The organism is Bacillus sp. 03113 (assembly GCF_006546985.1).
In the GTDB taxonomy this organism is placed as follows: Bacteria; Bacillota; Bacilli; order Bacillales; family Cytobacillaceae; genus VATK01.
In genome coordinates, this window is the sequence record NZ_VATK01000009.1 from 147,795 (window position 1) to 173,827 (window position 26,033).

General features: G+C 37.0%; 25 protein-coding genes and 1 other RNA gene. 6 read left to right on the top strand and 20 right to left on the bottom strand.

Translation table 11 applies throughout. The annotated features are described in order from the left end of the window. Nucleotides 1-44 precede the first annotated feature (44 nt). The gene (locus tag FDO66_RS10555; RefSeq protein WP_141432613.1) at nt 45-422 is read right to left on the bottom strand and encodes a RidA family protein; all 378 of its coding nucleotides are present in this window, start codon (nt 420-422) and stop codon (nt 45-47) included. A 107-nt stretch (nt 423-529) separates the two neighbouring features. Between FDO66_RS10555 and FDO66_RS10560 the strand changes: the two genes are divergently transcribed. After that, on the top strand, nt 530-1,924 hold the full coding sequence (locus FDO66_RS10560) for an aminotransferase-like domain-containing protein (RefSeq protein ID WP_141432614.1): 1,395 nt from the start codon (nt 530-532) through the stop codon (nt 1,922-1,924). Nucleotides 1,925-2,090: 166 nt separating this feature from the next. Here FDO66_RS10560 and FDO66_RS10565 read toward each other — a convergent pair whose 3' ends face one another. From FDO66_RS10565 to FDO66_RS10575, 4 genes are all read right to left on the bottom strand, one after another. Then, entirely contained in the window at nt 2,091-3,416 is a 1,326-nt protein-coding gene (locus FDO66_RS10565) for an RNA-guided endonuclease InsQ/TnpB family protein (protein ID WP_141432615.1), read from the bottom strand. Nucleotides 3,417-3,816: 400 nt separating this feature from the next. Further along, nucleotides 3,817-4,650 carry a 3-methyl-2-oxobutanoate hydroxymethyltransferase gene (panB, locus tag FDO66_RS10570; RefSeq protein ID WP_141432616.1) on the bottom strand — a complete coding sequence of 278 codons (834 nt, stop codon included), beginning with the start codon at nt 4,648-4,650 and terminating at the stop codon, nt 3,817-3,819. A gap of 253 nt (nt 4,651-4,903) precedes the next feature. Beyond that, the gene (locus FDO66_RS21470) at nt 4,904-4,978 is read right to left on the bottom strand and encodes a hypothetical protein (RefSeq protein WP_395939768.1); all 75 of its coding nucleotides are present in this window, start codon (nt 4,976-4,978) and stop codon (nt 4,904-4,906) included. A gap of 40 nt (nt 4,979-5,018) precedes the next feature. Beyond that, nucleotides 5,019-5,888 carry a LysR family transcriptional regulator gene (locus tag FDO66_RS10575; RefSeq protein ID WP_141432617.1) on the bottom strand — a complete coding sequence of 290 codons (870 nt, stop codon included), beginning with the start codon at nt 5,886-5,888 and terminating at the stop codon, nt 5,019-5,021. Nucleotides 5,889-5,996: 108 nt separating this feature from the next. Between FDO66_RS10575 and FDO66_RS10580 the strand changes: the two genes are divergently transcribed. The 5 genes from FDO66_RS10580 (at nt 5,997) to FDO66_RS10600 (ending at nt 10,261) form a co-directional block, all read left to right on the top strand. Beyond that, nucleotides 5,997-6,485 (top strand): YbaK/EbsC family protein, encoded by a 489-nt coding sequence (locus FDO66_RS10580; RefSeq protein WP_141432664.1) that lies wholly within the window; start codon nt 5,997-5,999, stop codon nt 6,483-6,485. 124 nt (nt 6,486-6,609) lie between these two features. Then, complete coding sequence (locus tag FDO66_RS10585) at nt 6,610-7,830, top strand: MFS transporter (protein ID WP_181444530.1); 1,221 nt, start codon at nt 6,610-6,612, stop codon at nt 7,828-7,830. 43 nt (nt 7,831-7,873) lie between these two features. Next, nucleotides 7,874-8,281, top strand: coding sequence for a CidA/LrgA family protein (locus FDO66_RS10590; protein WP_141432619.1), 408 nt, complete (start codon nt 7,874-7,876; stop codon nt 8,279-8,281). Continuing rightward, nucleotides 8,241-8,933: an LrgB family protein gene (locus FDO66_RS10595; protein WP_141432620.1), complete on the top strand. Its 693-nt coding sequence runs from the start codon at nt 8,241-8,243 to the stop codon at nt 8,931-8,933. Before FDO66_RS10590 ends, FDO66_RS10595 begins: the two co-directional genes overlap by 41 nt. Nucleotides 8,934-9,058: 125 nt before the next feature. Next, nucleotides 9,059-10,261 (top strand): aminotransferase-like domain-containing protein, encoded by a 1,203-nt coding sequence (locus FDO66_RS10600; protein ID WP_141432621.1) that lies wholly within the window; start codon nt 9,059-9,061, stop codon nt 10,259-10,261. A gap of 558 nt (nt 10,262-10,819) precedes the next feature. On the opposite strand, the gene ssrA is transcribed toward FDO66_RS10600, so the two are convergent. The 15 genes from ssrA to FDO66_RS10675 form a co-directional block, all read right to left on the bottom strand. Next, nucleotides 10,820-11,155, bottom strand: a transfer-messenger RNA (tmRNA) gene (gene ssrA / locus FDO66_RS10605). Between the two features lie 177 nt (nt 11,156-11,332). Further along, the gene (gene smpB, locus FDO66_RS10610; RefSeq protein WP_141432622.1) at nt 11,333-11,800 is read right to left on the bottom strand and encodes an SsrA-binding protein SmpB; all 468 of its coding nucleotides are present in this window, start codon (nt 11,798-11,800) and stop codon (nt 11,333-11,335) included. A 123-nt stretch (nt 11,801-11,923) separates the two neighbouring features. After that, entirely contained in the window at nt 11,924-14,224 is a 2,301-nt protein-coding gene (gene rnr / locus FDO66_RS10615; protein ID WP_395939769.1) for a ribonuclease R, read from the bottom strand. Nucleotides 14,225-14,282: 58 nt separating this feature from the next. After that, nucleotides 14,283-15,029, bottom strand: coding sequence for an alpha/beta hydrolase (locus tag FDO66_RS10620; RefSeq protein WP_141432665.1), 747 nt, complete (start codon nt 15,027-15,029; stop codon nt 14,283-14,285). Nucleotides 15,030-15,201: 172 nt separating this feature from the next. After that, nucleotides 15,202-15,438 carry a preprotein translocase subunit SecG gene (gene secG, locus FDO66_RS10625; protein ID WP_141432624.1) on the bottom strand — a complete coding sequence of 79 codons (237 nt, stop codon included), beginning with the start codon at nt 15,436-15,438 and terminating at the stop codon, nt 15,202-15,204. Between the two features lie 176 nt (nt 15,439-15,614). Next, nucleotides 15,615-15,737: an AgrD family cyclic lactone autoinducer peptide gene (locus FDO66_RS10630; protein WP_141432625.1), complete on the bottom strand. Its 123-nt coding sequence runs from the start codon at nt 15,735-15,737 to the stop codon at nt 15,615-15,617. Then, nucleotides 15,721-16,311 carry an accessory gene regulator ArgB-like protein gene (locus FDO66_RS10635; protein ID WP_141432626.1) on the bottom strand — a complete coding sequence of 197 codons (591 nt, stop codon included), beginning with the start codon at nt 16,309-16,311 and terminating at the stop codon, nt 15,721-15,723. The genes FDO66_RS10630 and FDO66_RS10635 overlap by 17 nt, the downstream gene beginning before the upstream one ends. A gap of 13 nt (nt 16,312-16,324) precedes the next feature. Then, nucleotides 16,325-17,584 carry a hypothetical protein gene (locus FDO66_RS10640; protein WP_141432627.1) on the bottom strand — a complete coding sequence of 420 codons (1,260 nt, stop codon included), beginning with the start codon at nt 17,582-17,584 and terminating at the stop codon, nt 16,325-16,327. Nucleotides 17,585-17,613: 29 nt separating this feature from the next. Next, the gene (locus tag FDO66_RS10645) at nt 17,614-18,435 is read right to left on the bottom strand and encodes a two-component system sensor histidine kinase NtrB (protein WP_141432628.1); all 822 of its coding nucleotides are present in this window, start codon (nt 18,433-18,435) and stop codon (nt 17,614-17,616) included. A gap of 328 nt (nt 18,436-18,763) precedes the next feature. Then, complete coding sequence (gene eno, locus FDO66_RS10650; RefSeq protein ID WP_141432629.1) at nt 18,764-20,059, bottom strand: phosphopyruvate hydratase; 1,296 nt, start codon at nt 20,057-20,059, stop codon at nt 18,764-18,766. A gap of 30 nt (nt 20,060-20,089) precedes the next feature. Then, nucleotides 20,090-21,625, bottom strand: a complete 1,536-nt coding sequence (gene gpmI, locus FDO66_RS10655) for a 2,3-bisphosphoglycerate-independent phosphoglycerate mutase (protein WP_141432630.1) — start codon at nt 21,623-21,625, stop codon at nt 20,090-20,092. Next, nucleotides 21,618-22,379, bottom strand: a complete 762-nt coding sequence (tpiA, locus tag FDO66_RS10660) for a triose-phosphate isomerase (protein WP_141432631.1) — start codon at nt 22,377-22,379, stop codon at nt 21,618-21,620. Before tpiA ends, gpmI begins: the two co-directional genes overlap by 8 nt. Before the next feature lie 44 nt (nt 22,380-22,423). Then, a complete protein-coding gene (locus tag FDO66_RS10665) occupies nt 22,424-23,608 on the bottom strand; it encodes a phosphoglycerate kinase (RefSeq protein WP_141432632.1) in 1,185 nt (394 codons plus the stop codon). 170 nt (nt 23,609-23,778) lie between these two features. Then, on the bottom strand, nt 23,779-24,786 hold the full coding sequence (gene gap, locus FDO66_RS10670) for a type I glyceraldehyde-3-phosphate dehydrogenase (protein ID WP_141432633.1): 1,008 nt from the start codon (nt 24,784-24,786) through the stop codon (nt 23,779-23,781). Nucleotides 24,787-24,840: 54 nt separating this feature from the next. Further along, nucleotides 24,841-25,857, bottom strand: coding sequence for a sugar-binding transcriptional regulator (locus FDO66_RS10675; RefSeq protein ID WP_141432634.1), 1,017 nt, complete (start codon nt 25,855-25,857; stop codon nt 24,841-24,843). Nucleotides 25,858-26,033 lie beyond the last annotated feature (176 nt).

A 26,033-nucleotide genomic window follows, 5' to 3' on the forward strand; every position in this document is an offset into this window, starting at 1 on the left:
ACTATTCGTTTAGAGATTTTTATTTTCCCAACATATTATTTCTATCATTCTCCCAAATAGGCAATAGCTTCTACCTCACACAATATGCCAAGAGGAAGGGATTTCACGGCCAAACAGGATCTTGCCGGTTTTTCCGTAAAATACTTTTCATAAACCGCATTAAAAGCAGCAAAGTCAGACATATCGGCAAGAAAGCACGTCGTTTTCACTACTTTAGTGTAATCTATTCCAGCTTCCTTAAACAATTCACCGAGGTTTTTCATCGTCTGCTCCGCTTGAGCTTCAATTCCACCTTTAACGACCGCCCCATCTTTAGGATTGAGTCCTCCTTGACCTGAAGTAAAAAGAAAATTACCAGCTACATATCCTTGTGAATAGGGGCCAATAGCTGCAGGTGCTTCTGTTGTACTAATTTTGTTCATTATTCGTTTCCCTCCATACAATATTTATTTTGTATTTATTATATAGTTGTGTTATTCTACGTACAATAACTTAATTGTATGTACTACAATGTTTGGGAGGTAACGAGATGCCAATTAATTCATTCGATCATTTCCCACTTTCTTGGAAACCTAATAAAGCTCTTATGAAACAGCCCTATTTTACAGCAGTAGCAGATCAGTTGGAACACGATATAAAAAATGGCAGTCTGGCTCCAGGAACCAAACTGCCGCCTCAACGTGAACTGGCAGATTATCTTGATTTAAACTTTACGACCATTACCCGTGCGTATAATCTTTGCAAGAAAAAAGGATTGATTTACGGTACAACCGGAAGAGGTACATTTGTTTCCCATCACGTAAATGAATCCATTACAATTACCGGTGCTGACCTTTCTCCTAGCTGTATTGAAATGGGCATGGTAAGCGGCTTTGAACAATACAATGAAATGGTAGTGCAAGCAACAAAATCAGTCATAGAAAAAGGATATCTAAACAATCTTTATAAATACTCCTATCCAACTGGACATCCTCATCAGTTGACCGCGGCAAATCGCTGGCTGGAACAGTTGGGCATCCATGTTGATAGTGACCAGATCGCCATTTTTTCTGGTGCACAGAACGCGCTAACAAATGCACTCATTTCTTTATTCGAGCCAGGGGATAAAATTGCTACAGATGAATATACCTATTCCAATTTTATTGAACTAGCAAAACTACTACACATTCAATTAGTCCCTATTACTGGCGACCAAAATGGAATGTGTGCTGATGCACTAGAACTGCAGTGTAAACAGAACAAAATTACCGGCCTTTATTTAATGCCAAGCTGTGCAAATCCTACTACCATTAAAATTTCATTATCCAGAAAAAAAGAACTTGCAGAAGTGATTCGACGTCGTAAACTAATATTAATTGAAGATGATATTTTCGCATGCATGATTACTGGAAGAAAGGTATATGAAACAATCCCATTGTTCAGTTTGGTGCCAGAGCAGACTCTCTATGTATGCAGTACATCTAAAAGTCTATGCAGTGGTATCCGCATCGCCTATCTTGTATTCCCAGTAAATTTCCGTAAAAAAATATTACATGGTCTATACAATACCAACATCAAGACTTCTTCATTAGATGCAGAGATTATTACAGAATTGATTTTGAATGGAAATGCCTATGCTATTGTGGAAAAAAAGCGTGAACTTGCTGTAAAAGCAGGTGCTATTTTTGAACGGTATTTTCCAGAATGTCCTTCTCTAGCAACACCGTATTGTTTTTATCGTTGGCTGCCTATTCCAAACACCAAACCTTCCTCCCAAGTGGAAAGGGAATTGGAAAAGGCCGGTATCAGGGCTTACCATTCAGACCGATTTATTGTAAGAAATCAAACGGATAAACCATTCCTTCGAATTTCTCTTTCTGATGCAGGTAGTATGAGTAAACTTGATAAAGGATTATCCATTTTAAAAGAATATCTGGAAACATAAACAAAAGTTCTTCCAGTGAACAACCCACCACTTAGCTTCGCTTGAAGTGGGGGCTTCAAAGGTCAACTGACCTTCTCTTTTATTGCTCATTCATCCACAGACCTATCTGTCCATGTCCAAAGCCTTGAATTCGCGGCGTTCCTACCGCTACTGAAATCGATACAAATTACGCTAACTTGCCCATTTCATCCAACACGCGAATGCCGTACTGTTTTAAGTTGAGCGCAGCGTTATAATCTCTATCGATTTTTGTGCCACAATTGTCACACTTGTAAGTTCTTTCTGATAATTTGAGCTTGTCTTTTTTATACCCACATTCACTACATGTTTTACTGGAAGGGAAATGCTTGTCTACAACGATATAGTGCTTCCCTTTTTTATCAGCCTTGTATTGTAACGTCCTCCGAAACAGACCAAATCCATTATCATGTAACTTCTTCCCTAATGCTAGGCATTGTGACAGGCTACTCAAATCCAAATCTTCTACCACAATGGCCTGGTAATCATTGGTTATCTGATTACTTTTCTTGTGTAGAAAATCTCTTCTTTGATTTTTGACTTTTGTCATAACTCTTTGATAGGAAACAACTTGTTTTTGATAATTTTGGCTGAATATAACGTTGCCATTTTCATCCCGTTTAGCATGGTTTTTCTTTCGTGCCAACGATTTATTCATTTTTCGTTGTCTTTTTTCGATCAGTTTGTTGTATCGGCTATATTGAGCGATTTGTGCTTCGCTATCTACATACAAGTCATGTTGGCTATAATCTAAACCAATCACTTTATCAGACTTGACTTGTTCTGCTGGTTTTACTTTTACAAAAGGAAAATCAACAGAAAGAGAGACCATATAAACCGTTCCTTCTCGCTTAATAGTAGCCCTCTTTATCACTCCATCTACTGGCATATCACGGTGTAAGACAATGGGAATTCCCTCTTGAAACTTAGGAACACACAAATAAAAATCTCCATTTTCTTGCGTCATTTTAATATTTCCGTTCGTTTGGTTTGTTGTATAACTAAACTTGCCATTTTTCCGGCTATGGAATTTCGGCATTCCTTTTATATCTCGAAGTGTAGGAACGTACCCTATCGTTCTCATTCTTTTATAGACAGATTTCTTATACTGCAAGGGCTTCTTTCCGTAACGCTCATTATATTTCTTCATAGATGCCTGAAAACGAAGTTTTGCATCATTATAGACAAAGGCATCATTACTGCTGTCTAAATAATGATAGTTAGCGGTAATAGTCGTATAAGACGGAGCTTTATAACGAATAGGTCCACCTTCAAAACCAACCGTTTCTAAATAATCATACAAGCCAGCCACATACTCGTTATATACTTTTCGTTCACATCCAAACGCTCGTTCTAGCCGTTTTGCTTGTTCTTTTGTAGGAAAAATAGCATACCGAAACGCAAACGTCACCCAACCCTCAGGTAAAGCTTTTTTCGTACCTTTAATATGTACACCTTCGTTTGTAGTGGCCATACGGTTTCCTCCTTTCCTAGTATTCTTATATCCTTTATTTTATCGTATCTATATTCAGCATACAAGCAAAAAAGAACATATGTACTTATTTTTGATTGTGTGTAGGCTATCGCCTACCTAAAATTCATCCCCCACCTACTCACTGGGCTACGCCCTTCTCGCTCCTTGAGGAGGGAGACTTCTTTTAGGAAAATCTGTTAAATAAATAATCTTTGAAGATTCGCTTTCTTAAGATTATCAAAGTTTTTCATCTCTAAATGGCAAAAAAGCAAGCGTTATTCTTTTTTAAAACTTTAAAAGGTGCAACCATCAATGGCTGCACCTCTATACTACCTACTAAATGTCTGTTCATTTGGTTATTGATTATTTCAGACCATTTTCATAGTAATAATTACCTTCACTACTTACCTCCATAAAGTGCTTTCAGTTCCTCTTCTTTCATCGTAAAAGAATGTTTTTCTTCTGGAAAACGTTTATTCTTCACATCAGCAGTATAAGCTTGAATTGATTCCAATATAAACGGATTGACTGAATGGTATTGTTTAACAAACTTAGGGACCCGCTCAACACCATAGCCTACAATATCATGATAGACGAGAACCTGGGCATCCACATCCAATCCAGCACCTATTCCAATCACCGGGATCGATAGGTTTTCGGATATTTCTTTTGCAAGTTGTCTTGGAACACATTCCAAAAGAAGCGCAAATGCCCCTGCCGCTTCACATTTCTTAGCATCTTCCAGCAATTTTTTAGCGGCTGACGCATCTTTTCCCTGCACCTTATATCCGCCTAAAACTCCGACGGATTGCGGTGTTAGCCCAAGGTGGGAACAGACAGGAATTCCTGCACTTGTCAGAGCGGCGATATGTTCGATGACTTCATCGGCACCTTCCAGCTTCACAGCATGGGCTCCGGCTTCTTGCATTAATCTCCCGGCATGGATTAATGTATCTCTAACAGATAAATGATAGGTTAAAAACGGCATATCCGTAACAATAAATGTATCCTTTGCTCCTCGTTTAACAGCTTTCGTGTGATGCATCATGTCTTCGAGTGTAACTGGGATTGTTGAATCGTAACCCAGAACCACCATTCCAAGCGAATCACCAACCAAAATGACGTCAACGCCCCCTTGTTCTGCAAGTTTTGCAGAAGGATAGTCATAGGCTGTTAACATGACAATCTTTTCATTGCTTTGCTTCATTTTCAAGAAATCTGTAGTTTGTTTCATCATATTCCCTCCTTTAATTAGGGGAGAGGTTAAACAATTCGAAGAGAAAATAAAAAAATCCTTCTTAAGGCAAAGGATCTAAAGTACTCTTTTACATGTTTCATCCCTCTGTCCCGGTCCGGCAATCGGATCTAGGCAGATACCTTTTAATATATGTACGTTACTATAAAGGTGCAGTTTCCGCGAATACTGCCCAAGCAGATTATACATAATGCACAAGGTTCCTTCAAGAGAAATCAGGGGTAAGCTATAGTTAAATATCAGTAAAATATACATAGTGTATCGTTCCCGTGTCATCTTCTAATTGCAATACGCCTTCATCCGTGATTCCAAGAAGGCTGGTGAACGCCGCCCCCTTCGGCTATGTATTATGGCAGTTTGTCAATGTTAGAGGTTAAGTATTCAATAAAATATTTGCTTGCAATCGGCAAACTGTTTTTATCTTTATATCCGATAGCAATTGTTCTCGTAATAGGAGGGTCAATCGGAAGCGCTACAATGTTGTAATTCGTACGGCGAAGCACTAGCTCGGCTAAAATACTGATACCCAGTCCAGCTTCTACCATTGTCATAATCGCATAATCGTCATGGATACGGTATTTTATGTTCGGTTCCAAATTGCAAGCATGAAACGCGTTCATAGGCTCACTAAAATTACCTTGCTCTAACAAAAGATATGGCTCGTTCACTATTTCTTGCAAATTAACATAACTACGTGAGGCCAATTTATGATTTTCTGGCAGAACCACTAACCATCTTCCACCTTTTAATGTAATTGTTTGTAATCCAGTTACGGCATCAGGAGTGATAAAGCCAAAATCTACTGCCCCAACTTTTATCCACTCCTGTATAGAACTATAATCTCCTTGATGAAGAATAAATTGTACATTGGGATAAAACGCCTGAAACTCTTTTATAAGCTGTGGCATCCAGTGGCAGGTAATGCTTGAAATCGTACCAATGCGGATCACTCCCGTTTCCAATCCCTTTATCTCTTTTGCTTTTTCCTGCATGGCTTGATATTGAAGAATGGTTCTTTGAATAAGTGGGTATAAACCCTTACCCTCTAAAGTCAATTTTACTCCTACACGGGAACGATATAACAATTTAATAGATAATTCATCTTCTAACGATGAGATCATCTGGCTTATAGCGGATTGCGTGTATCCAAGGGCTTCCGCCGCCTTGGTAAAGCTCCCGAGCTCAACAATTTTTTGAAGTGCAATATATCGATTCATCGTTCACAAATCACCTTTTCTAATGCTTGGATAAGAAACATTTGTTTTACTTATTTTAAAAAGGAGTATATCCTAAACATGAAAAAAACACAAGAAAAGGTGAAGAAAATGTCTTTTGAAAGAGTAAAAGAATACTTTGACGGAATGGGTTTAGGCCAACGTGTCGTGGAGCGAGAACATATTGGTGATACTGTGGAGAATGCTGCAATATCTATTGGTTGTAAACCAGAACAAATTGCTAAGACCATGTCTTTTTTTGTAAATGATAAGCCGATTTTAATTGCTATGGCGGGTGACGCTAAAATTGACAACAAAAAATATAAAGCTACTTTCCATAAGAAAGCAGCAATGATTCCTGGAGACAAAGTTGAAAGCTCTATCGGTCACATACCTGGTGCAGTTTGCCCCTTTGCGGTTAATGAAGGTGTTGATGTGTTTTTAGATATTTCTCTTAAACGTTTTGATACAATTTATACCGCTGGAGGCAGTTTAAACAGTACCGTTACGTTATCCTTAAACGAATTAGAGACGTTCGCTAAGCCAACGGATTGGATAGATGTATGTAAGGGCTGGTTTGTAAATAAAGACGAACAGTAAAAAGGCAACACAAACTGGTAAAAATATAATGGTTTAACTAACAGGGACGAACTGCTAGTGTGGTCGTAAGGAATCCTGACGAAGGGTGGGGTGGGATTCATATTTTGAAATGGAGGAATCACCTATGGCAGATAGCCAAACTAGAATAATAGAATCCGAGCATGGATTTAATCGACCAATTCCCGAGTGGAAGTTTTCTTTTATTGCTTGGTTATTCGCTTTTTGCGCAGTATTTATAATTTCTAATGTATATACAATGATTCCAATTATTACTGATGTTTCTCAAGCATTACATGTGTCAACTAGCGCAGCTTTCTGGGCTAGCAGTATTTTCGCGATTTTTTATGCGTTTGGCTTTTTAGTATTTGGCCCATTATCTGATAAATTAGGACGAAAACAAGTGATCGTCTATGGTCTTCTATTTTTAACAATCACGACTTTTTCTATTGGTTTTGTTCATAATATCGTAATCATTATCGTGTTGCGTGCGATACAAGGATTTTTTGCTGCTACCTTTCAACCTGTAGCACTAGCTTATGTATTTGAAACATACCCTTCTGAAAAAAAGGGAACAACCATTTCTATAATCAGTACCGGATTTCTTATAGCAGCAATCGTTGGCCAGTTAATTAGTTCGTGGGTGACCAGGCACTTTGGTTGGTCGAACGTATTTATAGTATTCGGGATCATATACTTGCTTGCTCTTATTGTAGTATGGAAAATACTACCTTATACAAAAAAACAAAAAAAGAATATGCATTTATTAGCAGCATGGAAACAAATGTTTAGATTACTATTGAATCCGAAGTTAGTTGGAGCATACTTTATTACTTTTACGTTATGCCTCTCCTTCGTTGGGATGTGCGCCTCCATGGGGAATTACTTGATTGAGACATATAGGCTATCGGCTCACCAGGTCTTTCAAATTCGTTGTTTAGGAGTTATAGGAATGACATTATCTCTACTAACTGGTAAATTAATTGCTCAGTTTGGTTTAAAGAGCGTTTTGGTGGGTGGATTGATAACGGCTGCTGGGGGTATGTTACTCGAATCGATGATGTCAAATGTGAATTTAATCGCTATTTTTTCCGTAGTTTTTGTAGCAGGACTTTCGATTTCAATATCAACGTTAATTCAGGTGGTTGGAATTTTAGGTGATCAGGCAAAAAGTAGTGCCGCAGTGCTCTATGCTCTCCTTTTAAATTTAGGAGCAAGTGCTGGTCCGTTGATTCTTAATTTTGGGGATTTTAGGATTGTTACTTTAATATTGGCCGGAATCCTAACTGTTTCAATGATTATTTCAGGAACCTTAAAAATATCAGGCGAACAGATAAAATCTAATTAATATTATTTGAAAACTTGAATTTGAAGGTAGTGAAAATTCGAACATGAAGTTACTAAAAATATGCGTTCAAATACTATTATTATATGGCTTTTTATTAGTAGGAGAATGGCTGCAGCATCTTTTGAACATATCTATTTCCGGCAGTATTATCGGCATGATTTTACTATTTATAGCTTTAACTTTTAAAATCATCCCGGAAAAATGGATCGCACAAGGCTCAGGGTTCTTAATATCCATAATATCTTTATTATTAGTACCTAGTCTATCAGGATTAATTCAGTTTCCAATCTTGTTTTCTAAATTAGGATTGATGTTATTAATTACGATCATTCTTAGTACCATTTTAATGATTCTTTCAGGAGGTTGGACTAGTCAATTTTTAGGGGGAAAGCGAAAGGGAGCAGAAAGCAATGGAGCAATTATTAAAAGCAGCCATCATAATCGTCATTAATGTGATGATCTTTTTGTTGATGCGTAAAGTATATCAAAAATTTCATCTAGCCATTCTTAACTCAGTTATTACTACAACCATGATTATTATTTTGTTCATGTTAATATTCCGTATTCCCTATGAAACTTATATGTTGGGAGGTAATTGGATTAATTCTCTATTAGGCCCAGCAGTTATTTCATTTGCTTTCCCCTTATATCTTCATAGGAAACTGTTGCTTAAGTATCTGTTGCCTATCATTTTAGGAGTCACAGTGGCTACATTTGTTGGAATGATAAGTGGGGTTTTAATCATGAATCTATTTGGGATTGAAAAAGAATTTGTCCTGTCGATGATACCTAAAGCATTAACAATACCAGTGGCGGTGCAGGTAGCAAATACACTGGGTGGTATGGGATTGATTACTGCAGTATTTACGATGTTTGCCGGGTATTCTGGCATTATTTTCGGTCCTATTATTTTAAGAGTTTTTAGGATTCATAGTGAAATTGGCATTGGTGTAGGTCTAGGATCAGCATCTCAAGCTGTAGGGGTAGCAAAAGCATTAGAGCATAGTGAGCTAAGTGGCTCAGTCGGATCTGTTTCGATGGCTTTGACTGCAGTAGTGGGCTCTTTAATTGCACCCTTCATTCCTATTATTTTTGGTCTATAGGTTAAAAATGTATTATAGATGCCCATTATAAGTATTTAATGATAGATGAAAAGTAAATGAAGTTGATAAAACATTTGATATACCTCGTACTTTCACAAAAATATTTCCATAAGGAGTAGATAGAAATGAACAATAAGTTTGCAAAGAGAGCTAGTTTCGTTAATTCTTCTGAAACACGTGAAATATTAAAAATAACAGCAAGACCTGAAGTCATTTCTTTTGCAGGAGGACTTCCAGCTCCAGAGCTTTTTCCTGTAGAAGCGATTAAAACTGCATGTGAAGCTGTATTAAATGAAATGGGACCAGCTTCTCTTCAATATAGTATGACAGAAGGATATATTCCTTTAAGGGAAGCTATTTGTAAAAGAATGAAGGAGATTGGAATAGATTCTTCTCTTGAACAAGTTATTATCACATCAGGGTCCCAACAAGCAATAGACCTTACTGGAAAACTCTTCATTAATGAAGGCGATACTATTATTTGCGAGAGTCCAACCTATCTTGCAGCGATTAATGCCTTTAAAGTATATGATGCGAATTTTGTTGAAGTAGCAATGGATGATGATGGCATGATTATGGAAGAGTTAGAGAAAAAGCTGCAAGAGCATCCCGAAACAAAATTCATCTATACCATCCCAGATTTTCAAAATCCTACAGGTCGAACAATGAAGCTCGAAAGAAGAAAAAGATTAATAGAGCTTGCTAATCAATATGATGTACTAATTATAGAAGATAATCCTTATGGCGCTGTGAGATTCGCTGGGAAAGAACTTCCGCCTTTGAAACATTTAGACACAGAGGGTAGAGTGATTTATCTCAGTACTTTTTCTAAAGTATTCTCTCCTGGGCTTCGACTTGGTTGGATTTGTGCAGACAAAGTCTTTATTGATAAATACGTAGCTTTTAAGCAATCAGCTGACTTACATACAGACAGCTTTGCTCAAATGATTACAGCCAAATATATAGAACTTTACGATATGGATGCACATATTGAAAAAATTAAAGCAGTATATAAAGAAAGAAGCACCGTCATGTTTTCTTGCATCGAAGAATTTTTCCCTAAAAATGTATCCTATAGTACACCAGAGGGTGGATTATTTATTTGGATAGAGCTTCCGGAATCTGTTGATTCTAGGGAAATATTCACGGAGTGCTTAAAAAATAATGTAGCTTTTGTTCCTGGTATTCCATTTTTCCCACATGGCACAAAGAAGAATACCTTGCGTCTAAATTACTCGAACATGTCTAAAGACCGAATCATTGAAGGGATGAAGCGCATTGGTGAGGTATTACATCGTGAATTAAAAGAAGAGACAGCATCTTTATAAAGTTATTCAAAAATAGCGCATTTCTGTAGTATGAAATGCGCCTACTTATAATAAAGAAATCAAAAGGAAACACCATTCGATCTAGAATACTTTTAAAAAAATTTCAACTAATTCAGAACTCAAATCACAATTTAAAGCATAAGTTTGTCACTAATATGTTTAAAGCATAAGTTTGTCACTAATATGTTTAAAGCATAAAGATGTAATGATGACATTTTTATGCTTTAAGTCACAATAAAATAAAAATCCACCCTACATATGTATGGTGGAGACGGTGGGACGTGCTATTCCATGCTTTCGTCATGGCACTGACTATATCTTGAACCTGCTTGAAAACAGGTCCTTCGGCGTGTTATGCGGAACTTATATTTACCTCAATTTATCAGGCAGAGTTTCGCATCCTAGTACTACCTTACAGGCAGCCTATAAGTCGATACACGGCTGTTGGATTGCTCCACATACCGCTCGGCATTGCCTTATCGCGTGTTTCAGCGACTTAGGTTTCACCGATAAAGCCGAATTTTCACTTGTGTGTTGCCACACAAGGCGACTAATTACTAATCGAACCCACGTCCAGAAATATCGGCACTTAAGCTTCTACGAGTGTAGTCGACATATTCGCGATTCGCCGCAACATCTGCCTATCGACAGGCGCCCGAGCGGCTAGTCTGGTTATTCTCTTCCTTCATCCTCAGACGGTGGAATCCGGCGTAGCCCACTTAAAGTGAGTCCCTTACCCTACCACATGGGCGATGGAGGGAGGAACCGCTAAGCGCTATTAAGCAGCTAAAGCGAAAGAGTTTTGTTTTTTGCCAGTTATAGGCTTTGACGTTTTAACGAGGCCGATCCCCTCGACTCGCAACCTAAGCTCGAACTACCCCTGTCGAATCCGTAGCGTCCCCGTATAAGAAATTGGTTATGAATAGGATTCAATAACCTCATTATTCTCGGATATCTTCCGGATGCTCAGATAGATGAGCTAAAGTTTTTTGCCACTCTGAGGTGACATGACTTATTATAGCATAGTAAAAGAAAATTACAATTGTAAACTTTTGGATAACTATTTGTTTATTATATTTTTTGTCTCTCACGAAACGCACGTTCAATGTCTCGTTTTGCCTCTTTTTTCTTTAAATCCTCACGTTTATCGTATTTCTTTTTCCCTCTTGCAAGTCCAACAAGTACTTTAGCATAGCCGTTTTTTAAATACAGCTTCAATGGTACTAATGAATATCCAACCTCTTTCGTATCCCCAATAAGCTTTGCTATTTGTTTTTTGTGTAAAAGCAGCTTTCTTGTTCGTAAAGGGTCATGGTTATAGCGGTTTCCTTGTTCATATGGACTGACGTGCATACTATATAGGAATACTTCCCCGTTTTGAATACGAGCATAGGAATCCTTTAGATTGACTCTTCCACCTCGGATTGACTTAATCTCTGTACCTTGAAGGACAATCCCAGCTTCGTACGTTTCTTCGATAAAATAATCGTGATTCGCTTTTTTGTTTTGTGCGATCACTTTTCCTTCTCCTTTTGGCATACGGCTTCCCCCCCCCCCGACCTTGATCTATTTTAACAAACTTTTCTTTCTCCGACAAACGATGAGGCCAAGCCTAAGAGAAGGGAAGAATATTTCTCTCCCTTCCCGATCTTTCATAAAAATTTATCTTTTCTTTTTCCGCTTTGCTTTTGGTGCATTTTCAAAAGCCTTTTTCTTTTTCTTCCTAGAATGATTTGTACTGTTGGATTTCTCTTCATTTCTCGTTTTGCTTCTTCGCGGCTTTCGTTCGCTGCTTCCAGTAGAAAAAACTTTTGTCGTCGTTTTTCTTTCCCCGCGTCTTGTTCCCTTCATCCCGACAATTTCAAAATCGATGGATCGTTCTTCCTTATTTACCTTTACAACTCGAACAGTAATTTCATCTCCAATTCGGAAGACGTTTCCTGTTCGTTCTCCAATCATAGCTAAATGCCGTTCCTCATAACGATAATAGTCATCTGTCATATAGCTTACATGAACAAGACCTTCTATTGTATTCGGCAGCTCAACAAACATGCCGAAATTCGTTACAGAACTAATCATTCCATCATATTCAACCCCGACTTTATCTTCCATATATTCAGCTTTCTTCAGCTCATCTGTTTCTCTTTCAGCATCAACAGCTCTTCTCTCCATATTCGAGGAATGCTCCGCAATATCAGGCAGTCTTGAACCCCATTTTTCTCGTGTTGATTGATCAAGCTTTCCATCAATTAAATAAGTTCGAATTAACCGATGGACAATTAAGTCCGGATATCGTCGTATCGGTGATGTGAAATGTGTGTAAAAATCAGTTGATAAACCGAAATGACCCAAGCTTTCAGGATCATATTTCGCTTGCTGCATAGAGCGCAGCATCACTGTTGATACAACCATCTCTTCTGGTTTTCCTTGTACCTCTTCAATAATTTCCTGAAGGGCTCTAGGATGAACAGAATTTGCCGTTCCTTTTACGATATAACCGAAATTTGTAATAAATTCAAAAAATCTTCTCAGCTTATCTTCTTTTGGATCTTCATGTATACGATAAATAAAAGGTACATCCATCCAATGAAAGTGCTCAGCTACTGTTTCATTTGCAGCAAGCATGAATTCTTCGATAAGCTTTTCAGCTGTTGACCTCTCACGTAAGACAACATCAGACGGTTTGCCTTCTTCATCCACAAGCACCTTTGCTTCTTTAAAATCGAAGTCGATCGCGCCTCTTTTCATCCTTTTTTGGCGTAAAATTTGCGCAAGCTCCTCCATTAATTGAAACATCGGAACAAGTGTCTCATATCGAGAAAGCAACTCTTCATCCTTATCATTTAATATATGATTAACATCTGAATAAGTCATTCGCTCCGTCGTTTTAATCACACTCTGAAAAATTTCATGCTGAACAACCGTACCTTCTGCATCAATTTCCATTTCACATGAAAGAGTTAAGCGATCAACTTTTGGATTTAAGGAACAAATTCCATTTGATAATCGGTGAGGAATCATCGGTATGACTCGGTCAACTAAATAAACACTCGTTCCACGATCAGCTGCTTCTCTATCAATAGAAGACTCTTCTGTTACATAATGACTAACGTCTGCAATATGTACACCAAGCTTATAGTGTCCATTATCAAGCTTAGTAACGGTTACTGCATCATCTAAATCCTTTGCATCCGCTCCATCAATCGTCACAATTATTTCATTTCGAAGATCGCGTCTATTGACGATTTCCTTTTCATCAATTGTATCTGGAGTCTGATTCGCTTGATTTAATACATCATCTGGAAAAGCAAGTGGGAGACCATGCTTATGGATAACAGAAAGAATATCAACCCCTGGATCATTTTTATGTCCGAGTATTTTCGTTATTTCTCCTTCTGCACTTTTTCTTCCTTCAGGATAAGTGGTAAGCTTCACGACCACCTTATGACCCTCTACTGCCCCTAGTGAAGAAGCTTTCGGAATAAAAATATCACTGGCAAATTTCTTATCATCGGGGATCACAAAGCCAAAATGTTTGCTTTCGGTATAAGTACCTACGATTTGCTGAATTCCTCTTTCAAGGATCCTTACAACCGTCCCTTCTCTTTTTTGTCCAAAGCTAACAGAGGACACCCTTGCAAGTACAATATCTCCGTGCATCGCATTATTAATTTCATTTGGCGGAATAAAAATATCATCTACTCCAGGTTCATCCGGAATAACAAAGGCAAATCCCTTTGCATGCCCCGTGAGCTTCCCGCGAACAAGGTTCATCTTTTCTGGAAGTCCGTAACGATTACTTCTTGTTCGTACGACAAGGCCTTGTTCTTCCATTCGAACAAGTGATTTGACAAACTCTTTAAAGTGAGTGGAATCTTCAATTTTCAATGCTTCCTCAAGTTCTTGAACAGTAAGTGGCTTATAAGCTTCATCCTTCATAAAATGTAGGAGTTTGTCCATCATTTCATTAAAATTTTCTTCCATATCACTACCTCCTTTTATTAAAATATTCTTTGTCGTATTATTCTTCCCAATCTAGCTTCTCTAAAAACTGATAAATATCCTCATGAAGCTCATCACGTTCTTTATCAAGGGTAATCACATGACCTGAATGCTCAAACCATTTGATATTCTTTATATCGGTCTCAACCTCATTAAATATAATATTCGCACTATCCGTGTTGATCATATGATCATGACGCGCCTGCACAACAAAGGTTGGTGAATAAATCATGTCGACAGAGCGACGAACATCTGAGATTAAGTCTTGCAAGGCCTTTAATGTTTTCATCGGTGTTTTCTTGAAATGTTCCATTTCAAGTTCAATTTGACTTTCCGACTTGCCTTCTAGTTTTTTATAATCTTTTGCATAATCAAGAATTCCCTTATACATTACCTCTTTACTTTTAATATACATCGGCGCACACATTGGAATAATCCCTTTCACAGGTACATTGTATCCCAATTTTAATGAAAATACGCCACCAAGTGAAAGTCCAGCAACTGCAATTTCACTATATCCTTTATCTTTTAATAATTGATAACCATCAACAACATTTTGCCACCAATCCTTAGGTCCCGTATGTACAAGCTCTTCTGGAGGAACACCATGACCCTTGTAAAGGGGGGCATGGCAAGTATACCCTTTTTTCTCAAGGAAACGTGCAAGCATACGTACATCAGCTGTATTCCCGGTAAAACCATGAAGCAGCAGCACTGCACGTTTTCCTCCCTCAAAAGTAAATGGCTTTGGTGCTACTATTTTCATCATAAACGAAGCTCCTTTTCACGGTCACAATTTGAACCTATAATGAATCTGTTCTAACTACTTTACAATTTAATTTTCACAAACAATAAAGGAACAATCCAGTTTTTTGTCTTAGTTATGAATGTATAAAAAAACCTGACCTACATACGGCCAGGCATATTTTTTCTCATCATTAAATTTTAAAGTAGCTGACAGCAATCGTGCAAAGAAAAAACAAAACAGCTAATACAATCGTAATACGATGAAGGATCAAGTCAAGCCCACGAGCTTTTTGTTTTCCAAATAGCTGTTCCGCTCCTCCTGAAATAGCTCCAGATAATCCTGCACTTTTCCCCGCTTGAAGAAGTACAACAATCACTAAGGCAATTGAAACAATAACTAATAAAGTAATCAAAATTGTATGTAACATCATGTAACCTCCTGAAAACGTGCATAAACATTATTTTCATTCTAGCATATGCTTTTAAATTAAACAACATCCACGATGAAAGTGGTATCAAATCATGCAGAATTCACAAATATAAGCCTTAAAACAAAAAGAAAAGACGGCCCTATGTATCAAAGCCGTCACTGCTACTTTCGAACTCATTTCGATTTTTTAAGACTTTCAGGAATTTTCGGCGAATGGATTAATGGACTAGAAGCTTTAACAAACATTGTGGAAAGAGAATGTGTTACTTTGGAAAGAGATTTAGCTGCTTTTTTCAATTTGATCACCTCCTTTACTCGCCTTTCGATCAAGAAAATAAATAAAGTTGATACCAATTGGTGTAAGTAGCAAAGATTGAAGAAAAGCACCAAGAACAAAGCCTGGTAGATGAAAGATGAAGTACAAACCACTTGCTATGAAAATTAAAAATAGAGACAGTAACTTCTTTTTTCGTTCCCATTCTTTAGAATGGATCACTTGATGTGACTCATAAAAAGGTGCATATTGCAATAAGAAAAAGAAAGATAAAACGGAGTATGTAATAATCAGCGGTGTATTAATCGGTAAATAAGAGATAGAAAGAATAAAAAGGAGGCTCATGATTGAACACGCAAGTGATGCAGTTAAATGCGATCCTCCAGTTAACATACGAAGTAATAAAAAGGATAAAGTTACTTGCACGATAATAAAGGGTTTCCCTAGTAACCATCCAGTGAAAAACAAAAGAAAAAAAGTAAATAGCAGATTCAGAATAATAGTAAAACCAAATACCAATACATCATGCGGTGCTGTTTCTTCAGGGTTGATTTCCTTTATTCTATTTGCTAGCAGAATAGCCCATTTTTCAAACATTTCCTTGTCTCCTCTATGAAATAGGACATTTAATCGATAAACGAACCGGCTCAAAATCTGCTTGGACAATAGCTTTATTCTCTTTAAATTTCAATAAAAAATCGAGTATTTTTAAATTGGAATATTCATTCTCTGATAAACGTAAATTACTAGTAATGTGAAAGGCAATTTCATTCTCTTCAGCTTGAATAAGAACATTGATCACTTTTTCTTCCATTCTAGGATGGTGATATAAAGAAAAAATGATATCGTCTAGAATGCTACTGATATACCTATTTTGCCATAAAGTGGTCGTTACAGCAATCTCCATTTGTGAAGAAATAGATATTTTTACCCCTAACAAATTACTTAGTTTTCTTTTATTCAATAGAACAGCATATAAAAGTTCATCAATTTGATCTAAATTTTTTAAGTTATCATTAGATGTCATGATTTTTGAACTATTTAATTGATGCTTTTCTACGTACTCCCTGCATAACTCTATCGAATCTACGTTGCATAATCTTAGAATCGCTTTAAAATGGATTCCGTATTCTTCTTTAAGCTTTTCTACGACAGTAGCAACTTGTTGCTCCTGATCTAAATAATATTTTTTTGCTTCAATGACTTCTTTCATTTGTAATTGAGAATGCAAAAGAATAAAAATAGCTAAAATGATGAATAAAGTAACTATACATATTAATACGAGTGTGTATTTATTATTAACATGCTCTATTTGCATTTCAAAAGCTGCTAAACAAATAAAAGTAAATATCAAGACCGTATTAGCGACAATAATGGCTTTTATTTTATTATTCATATTTTGGATTCGCAATTGATGTCGAAATAACTCAAGATGGAAATGTTTTATACTTAATAATAAACAAATCCCACCAACCAATACGATTGAAGTGACCTGAATCATATATTTTATATTTAAATGCAAAAGCTGAAAATAGTCGTACATAGAAACAGAACGAACAAATTCCAAAATAATTAATTGCACAAGAATATAAAAGCCGTACCCCATACTTGAAATGACTAAAGACTCTAAATTATTCATACGCAGCAGTAATTTTATAGAATAAAACAGGATAAGCATTTGAATTGTAATAATAACATATAAAGGAAGAGCAACTAAATGCAAGCCAAAAGAAATTATGCCCATGCAAACTGCGATTAATACGATTTTCCTTATGTATTTATTATAAATATACCCTAACATAATGATTGGAAAGGATATCAAAGCTATCCATTCAATAATTGATATGATCAATGTCAACCATTCATCCATTACCTGATCTCCTTACTTTGATAGGCTTTCTATTTATTTTTATTAAAAGAAGTATTTCTGCTTTGAGGCAATGTGATCGTCACTTTTGCTCCCATGTTTGGATGGTTTTGAACATCTAATGTCCCATTTAGTGTCTCAACAATTGTTTTACAAATGGGCAAACCTATTCCTGTACCTTCATCTTTTGTCGTATAAAAAGGATAAAAAATTTGTTCTAGCTGTTCAGGAGGTATGCCAGGACCATCGTCAATAATGGAAATCTCAACTTCTTTTTTATGCTTTATTACATTAATAAAGATCGTTCCAGTAGTACCAATAGCTTCAATTGCATTTTTAATTAAATTGATCATTAATCTTTCAAAACGATGAGCATTTCCAGTAACGTACGTTTCCATTTCTAAATTTGCTTTAAATTGAATACTTGTTTGACTTGTTTTCATTTCATTTATTGTAATAATTTTTTCAATGCTTTGCTTTACATCAATAATGGATAAATGATCCTGGTTTAAGTGAGATTTGGATAGGCTTAGAAGCTCTTGAATTAAATACTCCATCTTATCTGCTTCTTCTCTAATAATTGATGCATAATGTGCGATACTAGGGTCAGCTTTAATGATAGGATTTTTCTCTAACACCTGTGCAAAGCCGATGATTGTCGTCAGTGGATTTCGAATTTCATGAGCAAAAAAAGCTGCCATTCTGCCTATTCCTGCAAGATAGCCCTCATTAGTAGATTTCATATCAGTTTCATTAAGAAAATCCATTGATTCAGTCAAATCATTTTCTTTCTTTATTTCATGAATTTTCTTTTTTCTCCTAGTAAACCATTTTGTCTTAAATAAAGGGTTCATTAATGTCGTAACACTCCTATACCTTTGTTAGAGGCCCCATTTCAAAGAAGCTGTAAAACAAAAATTCTTTTAATCTATTTATCATTACATTTTATCTTAATTTAGCTATAACAATTCTAGCGTTTATCAAGCATGTTAATTATTTAATTAGTAGTATTATTCTACCATCTTTGCGATAAAGAGTACTACAAAACCTAGAAAAAAGTTTTTAATCTGTTTAAGGAATTGTTTAAACAAATAAAATTTTAAATGCAATTGACATCTGGAGACTCTGTTCATCCACAAAAAAAGGTGCCAGCAAAATGCTGACACCTTCATTTATGAATCATTATTTTTTTAAGTTGTAGAAAGATTTAAGACCATCGTATACAGCTAATTCGCCAAGCTCGTCTTCGATGCGAAGAAGTTGGTTGTATTTCGCGATGCGGTCTGTACGAGACATAGAACCAGTTTTGATTTGACCAGCATTTGTAGCAACTGCGATGTCAGCGATTGTAGCATCTTCAGTTTCACCAGAACGGTGAGAAACAACAGCTGTGTAACCAGCGCGTTTAGCCATTTCAATTGCTTCGAAAGTTTCTGTTAAAGTACCGATTTGGTTAACTTTAATTAAGATAGAGTTACCAACACCTTGCTCGATACCCTGAGCTAATTTTTTCGTGTTTGTTACGAATAGATCGTCCCCAACAAGTTGAACTTTTTTACCGATGCGCTCAGTTAAAAGTTTGTGACCTTCCCAGTCGTTTTCGTCTAATCCATCTTCGATAGAAAGGATTGGGAATTCATTTACTAACTCTTCATAGAAGCTTACAAGTTCTTCTGAAGATAAACCAGTACGGCCTTCACCAGCTAGATCGTATTTTCCTGTTTCTTTGTTGTAGAATTCGGAAGAAGCTACGTCCATACCTAAGAATACGTCTTTACCAGGCTCGTATCCAGCAGCTTTGATTGCTTCGATAATAACTTCAAGAGCTTCACGGTTAGATCCAAGGTTTGGAGCAAATCCACCTTCGTCACCAACAGCAGTATTTAAACCTTTGTCGTGTAATACTTTCTTTAAAGCGTGGAATACTTCTGCACCAGTACGGATTGCTTCTTTGAAAGACTCAGCTCCAACAGGTAAGATCATGAATTCTTGGAAATCAACGTTGTTATCAGCATGAGAACCACCGTTGATGATGTTCATCATTGGAGTTGGTAATTGCTTAGCGTTGAATCCACCAAGGTAACGGTATAAAGGAAGTCCTACGAAATCAGCAGCAGCATGAGCAGCAGCCATAGAAACACCAAGGATTGCGTTTGCACCTAATTTACCTTTGTTTTCAGTACCGTCTAATTCGATCATAAGGCGGTCAATTCCAACTTGGTCAGTAACATCTAAGCCGATGATTGCTTCAGCGATGATGTCATTTACGTTTTTAACAGCTTGTAATACACCTTTTCCAAGGTAACGAGATTTATCTCCGTCACGAAGCTCAACTGCTTCATATTCACCAGTAGATGCTCCAGATGGAACTAAAGCACGGCCAAAGAAACCTGATTCAGTTAAAACTTCTACTTCTACTGTTGGATTACCACGAGAGTCTAATACTTCACGTGCGTATACTTGTTTGATAAATGGCATATTAATTTCTCTCCTTTTATTTAAACGTTTTTATTTTTTAATAATGGATGTTCCTGTCATTTCAATAGGCTTTTCAATATTTAAAAGATCAAGCATTGTTGGTGCTAAATCTCCTAGAATACCGTCTGTACGAAGGTCTGCTCCTTCTTTTGTTACAATAACGGGAACAGGATTTGTTGTATGAGCTGTCATAGGAAGACCTTCAAGAGTTACAACCTCATCAGCATTTCCATGGTCTGCTGTGATAATAGCTGTACCACCTTTTTTCTCGATTAAATCGATGATTCTGCCTAAACACTCATCAACAGTCTCAATTGCTTTAATTGTTGGTTCAAGCATCCCTGAGTGTCCAACCATATCTGGGTTAGCAAAGTTTAGAAGGATCGCATCGAAATTGTCTGCTTCAATCTCTTTTAACAGCGCTTCTGTTACTTCATAAGCACTCATTTCAGGTTGTAAGTCATAAGTTGCCACTTTCGGTGAGTTAATTAAAATACGTTCTTCACCAGGGAACTTTTCTTCACGTCCACCACTCATAAAGAAGGTAACATGAGGATATTTTTCTGTTTCAGCAATTCTTAATTGTTTTAAACCATGTTGAGAAAGTACTTCTCCAATAGTATTATCCAGATTTGTAGGTTTGAATGCTACATAGCCATCAACCGTTTCACTGAAGTGTGTTAAGCAGACGAAGAATAAGTTATTCGGATGCTTAGGTCCACGATCAAATGAACGGAAATCCTTATTGGTAAAAGTATTAGAAATTTGGATTGCTCGGTCTGGACGGAAATTATAGAAAATGACTGCATCATCTTCTTGGATGGTCGCAACCGGCTCTCCATTTTCTTTTGTAATAACGGAAGGAAGCACGAACTCATCAAAGATACCATTTTTATAGTTATCTTCTACTAATTCTAACGGATCCGTATAAGTAGGACCTTCTCCATAAACCATCGCACGATAAGATTTTTCTACACGATCCCAACGTTTGTCGCGGTCCATAGAATAATAACGGCCAGAAATGGTTGCAATTTCACCTACACCAATTTCCTTAATTTTTTCTTGCGTTTCTTTAATAAATTTCTCAGCTGTTTTTTGGCCAACATCACGACCGTCTAAAAAGCCATGAACATATACTTTTTCAATACCTTCTTTAGCTGCAAGGCTTAAAAGAGCAAACATATGGTTGATATGACTGTGAACGCCGCCATCTGAAAGTAGTCCCATTAAATGAAGACTTGTTCCTTTTGTTTTAACATGGTCGATTGCTTTTTGGAAGGTTTCATTTTTTTCAAATTCGCCTTCTCTAATGGCAACATTAACACGTGTTAAGCTTTGGTAAACAATTCGTCCTGCACCAATGTTTAAATGACCTACTTCAGAGTTACCCATTTGTCCTTCAGGAAGTCCAACTGCTTCACCTGATGCAGTTAATGTTGCGTGAGGGTACTTTTCCCAAAGATGATCAAAATTAGGCTTTTTCGCCTGTGCAACTGCATTACCCTTGTTTTCACCTCGTAAAGCGAACCCATCTAAAATAATTAAGGCAACAGGAGATTTACTCATATTTACCTTCCTCCAACAATTGAAGGAATGATTGTGGTTCTAAGCTAGCACCGCCGACTAATGCGCCATCGATGTCAGGTTGAGCCATATATTCTTTAATATTCGTTGGTTTAACGCTTCCGCCGTATTGAATGCGAATTGCATCAGCTACTTCTTTTGAAAACTGTTCACTTACTACGCCACGAATATGTGCACATACTTCATTTGCATCGGCAGAAGTAGATGATTTTCCAGTTCCAATCGCCCAGATTGGCTCGTAAGCAATAACCGTTTGTTTTGCTTGCTCATCTGTTAAGCCTTCTAATGCTTTTTTAATTTGTGTACCTACAAGTTCATTTGTTGCTCCACTTTCACGCTCTTCAAGTGTTTCACCGCAGCAAACAATTGGAGTTAATCCATATTGGAATGCAGCTAGAGTCTTTTTATTTACAGACTCGTCTGTTTCATTAAACATTTCACGACGCTCTGAATGGCCAAGTACAACGTATTGAACTTTGATGTCAGCTAAAGCTTTCGGGCTAATTTCGCCAGTAAAGGCTCCGCTTTCTTCAAAATGCATGTTTTGAGCTCCAATCGCAACATCAGTGCCTTTTGAAAGCTCAACTAATTTTTCTAAAAATAATGCAGGAGCACAAATGACAGCATCAACGCTTTCATTTGATGGCACTAAGCTTTTTACTTCTTCTAAAAAACCAGTTGCCTCAGAAAGTGTTTTATTCATTTTCCAGTTCCCAGCAATAATTGGTTTACGCATATTTGTTGTCACCCTTTCATGCACGATCACACAGTTTGTATTGCTTATTTATCGTTTAAAGCCACAACTCCAGGAAGTACTTTACCTTCCATGAATTCTAATGAAGCACCGCCGCCAGTAGAAATATGGCTCATTTTATCTGCAAGGTCAAATTTTTCAACTGCTGCTGCTGAGTCTCCGCCACCGATAACAGAATATGTATCGCTTGCTCCAGCTAGGGCTTCTGCAACACCTTTTGTACCATTTGCAAATTTATCAAATTCAAACACACCCATTGGTCCATTCCAAATCACAAGCTTTGATTTTTGAATCACTTCACGGTATAGTTCAACTGTTTTTGGTCCAATATCAAGTGCTTGCCAGTCTGCAGGAATAGCATCAATAGAAACTTCTTTTGCTTCTGTATCTGGAGAAAATTCTTGTGCAATTACTCCATCAATTGGCATATAGAAATTAACGCCCTTCTCTTTTGCTTTATCCATAAAAGTTTTAGCTAATTCAATTTTGTCTTCTTCTAATAAAGATTTCCCAATTTCATAGCCTTTTGCTTTAATGAACGTATAAGCTAAGCCTCCGCCAATAATGAGGTTATCAACTTTTTCTAACAAATTGTCGATAACATCAATTTTATCCTTAACCTTTGCTCCACCAATAATGGCAGTGAAAGGACGCTCAGGATTAGATAGAGCTTTTCCTAATACATCAAGCTCTTTTTCCATTAATAATCCAGATACTGCAGGAAGATAATGTGCAATACCTTCAGTTGAAGCATGCGCACGGTGAGCTGCACCGAATGCATCATTTACATACACATCTGCCAATTCAGCAAATGCTTTCGCTAATTCAGGATCATTTTTCTCTTCACCTGCATAGAAGCGAACGTTTTCAAGAAGTAAAATATCTCCTTCACTCATTGTAGAGATTTTTGCTTTTACTTCTTCTCCATATGCTTCATCCGTTTTTAATACTTCCTTCTCAAGAAGCTCTGATAAACGTTTTGCAACTGGAGTTAAACGCAATTCTTCAACTGCTTTTCCTTTTGGACGACCAAGGTGACTTGCTAAAATAACCTTTGCACCTTGTTCAATTAAATATTGAATCGTTGGAAGTGCTGCACGAATACGAGTTTCATCTGTTACTTGACCATCTTGCATTGGAACATTAAAGTCAACACGGCAAAAAACTCGTTTTCCTTTTAAATCAACATCTTTAATACTCTTCTTGTTCATGTTAAAAGGCCCCCCTTAAAATCAGCTAAATACGACAATTGGCACAATAAAAGGGAGGGGGAATGTTCCCCGCTCCCCTTTTACCTTTTCATTATAGACTTTTATTCTACTTAACGAATCTATGCATAGTATTAGACTCATTTATATAAGAATATTTAATAAACTAGTTATTAAAGTCCTTTTTGAGCAATGTAATCAGCAAGGTCAACTACACGAGTAGAGTAACCAGTTTCGTTATCATACCAAGAAATAACTTTTACCATTTTGCCTTCCATAACCATTGTAGAAAGAGCATCGATTGTAGAAGAATGGTTATTTCCATTGTAGTCTTTAGAAACAAGTGGCTCTTCACTGTAGCCAAGGATACCTTTTAATGGACCTTCTGCTGCTTCTTTAAGCGCTGCATTTACTTCTTCAACTGTTACTTCAGTTTTAAGTTCAGCAACTAAGTCAACTAAAGATACGTTAGGAGTTGGAACGCGTACAGACATACCATTTAATTTACCTTTTAATTCAGGTAATACTAAAGATACGGCTTTAGCTGCACCAGTTGATGTTGGGATCATGCTTTCAGCAGCTGCACGAGCACGACGTAAATCTTTATGTGGTAAGTCTAAAATTTGTTGGTCATTAGTGTAAGAGTGGATTGTATTCATCATTCCACGTTCGATACCGAATTTTTCGTTTAATACTTTAGCAAATGGCGCTAAGCAGTTAGTAGTACAAGAAGCATTAGAGATAACATCATGGCTAGCAGCATCATATTTATCTTCGTTAACACCCATAACGATTGTGATATCTTCGTTAGATGCAGGAGCAGAGATGATAACTTTTTTAGCACCAGCTTCGATATGTTTTGCTGCATCCGCACGGTCAGTGAAACGACCAGTAGATTCAACTACGATTTCTACGCCAACTTCTCCCCAACCTAATTGAGCTGGATCGCGCTCAGCTTTAACGATGATTTCTTTTCCATCAACTACGATATTGTTTCCATTTACAGATACTTCAGCATCTAATTTACCATGTACTGAATCATATTTTAAAAGGTGAGCAAGAGTTTTTGCATCCGTAAGGTCGTTTACTGCTACAACCTCAACATTAGGATTGTTTAATGCTGCTCGGAACACATTACGTCCTATTCTACCAAAACCATTAATACCAATTTTTACTGCCATTATTACTTCCTCCTTTAATATTTAAGGATTATTTTTTATATAAAGGGTAAACCCTTATAACAATTTCATTGCTGCCCCTTCATCAGTAATCAATACTGTCGAAGATGGAGCTTGCTTCATATAGGCTCGAATAGCCTTTGCTTTTGAAGCCCCGCCAGCAACTGCAATTACATGGTCAATACTTGCTAAATCCTTTAATTGAAGACCTATCGTTTGCACCTTGTGAACGACCTCTCCTGCTTCATTGAAATAATATCCAAATGCTTCACCAACAGCCTCTGCATGTTGAATTTTTTCTAAATCGCCAGTAGATGTATTTCTTCGTTCTGCCATTGTGATAGCATCTCCAATTCCATGAAGAACCATGCTCGCAGATTTAATTAATCTTAATACTTCCTTGATATTTGGCTCTTTAACGATGGATTGATACATTTCCTTGCTTACTTGATCAGGAACATATAAAACTCGGTGTTTAGATTCAGTTTGATCAGCCATTTTTGCACAGATCGTATTGGCTTGATTTTCAACATCTTCACCAATCCCACCTCTTGCAGGCACAAAAAGCCATTCTCCTCTAACAATATCGGGTGTAATCATTTCCGCTACCTTCGCCATTGTCGTTCCACCTGTTACAGCGATGATATGGTTCCCACTGAGTCGTTTTTTCATGCATTTGGCGCATGCCAAGCCAAGCTCATTTAATACCCAAGGAGATTGATCGCTGTCTCCTGTGACAATCATGACCCGTTTTACACCTAATTTTTTTTGCAGGCGTATTTCCATCTCGTTAATGCCAGTCACATCTCTCATGATGGATTCTAGGTTCATAAGTACCTTTTTTCCATCTAAAGTTAGTGTCATTCCTACATTAGATATAGTGATAAGGTTTTGCTCTTTAAGGAATTCGACTTCACTTCTTAAAACTCTCTCGGTTATGCCAAGACTAACTGATAAGCTTCTTCTACCAACTGGCTGCATAACACCTATGTATTGGAGAATGTGATATCTTTTTTGCATAACCTTCAGTAGATCAGGTAATAATCTTTTCTGAATATCAATTAATGAGTACATCTTTAATGCCCCTTCATTCAATGGTGGTCAACAAACGTCCCGCATAGCCGTATTGTGTCCCAGCATTCACAAAAAAAATCACCCCTGCTTCATTCATAATATTAACAGGAGTATAGATATAATTCAACTTAAATCCCTTACTTTTTTTATTTTGGGCATAAATTTTGAACTTTTTG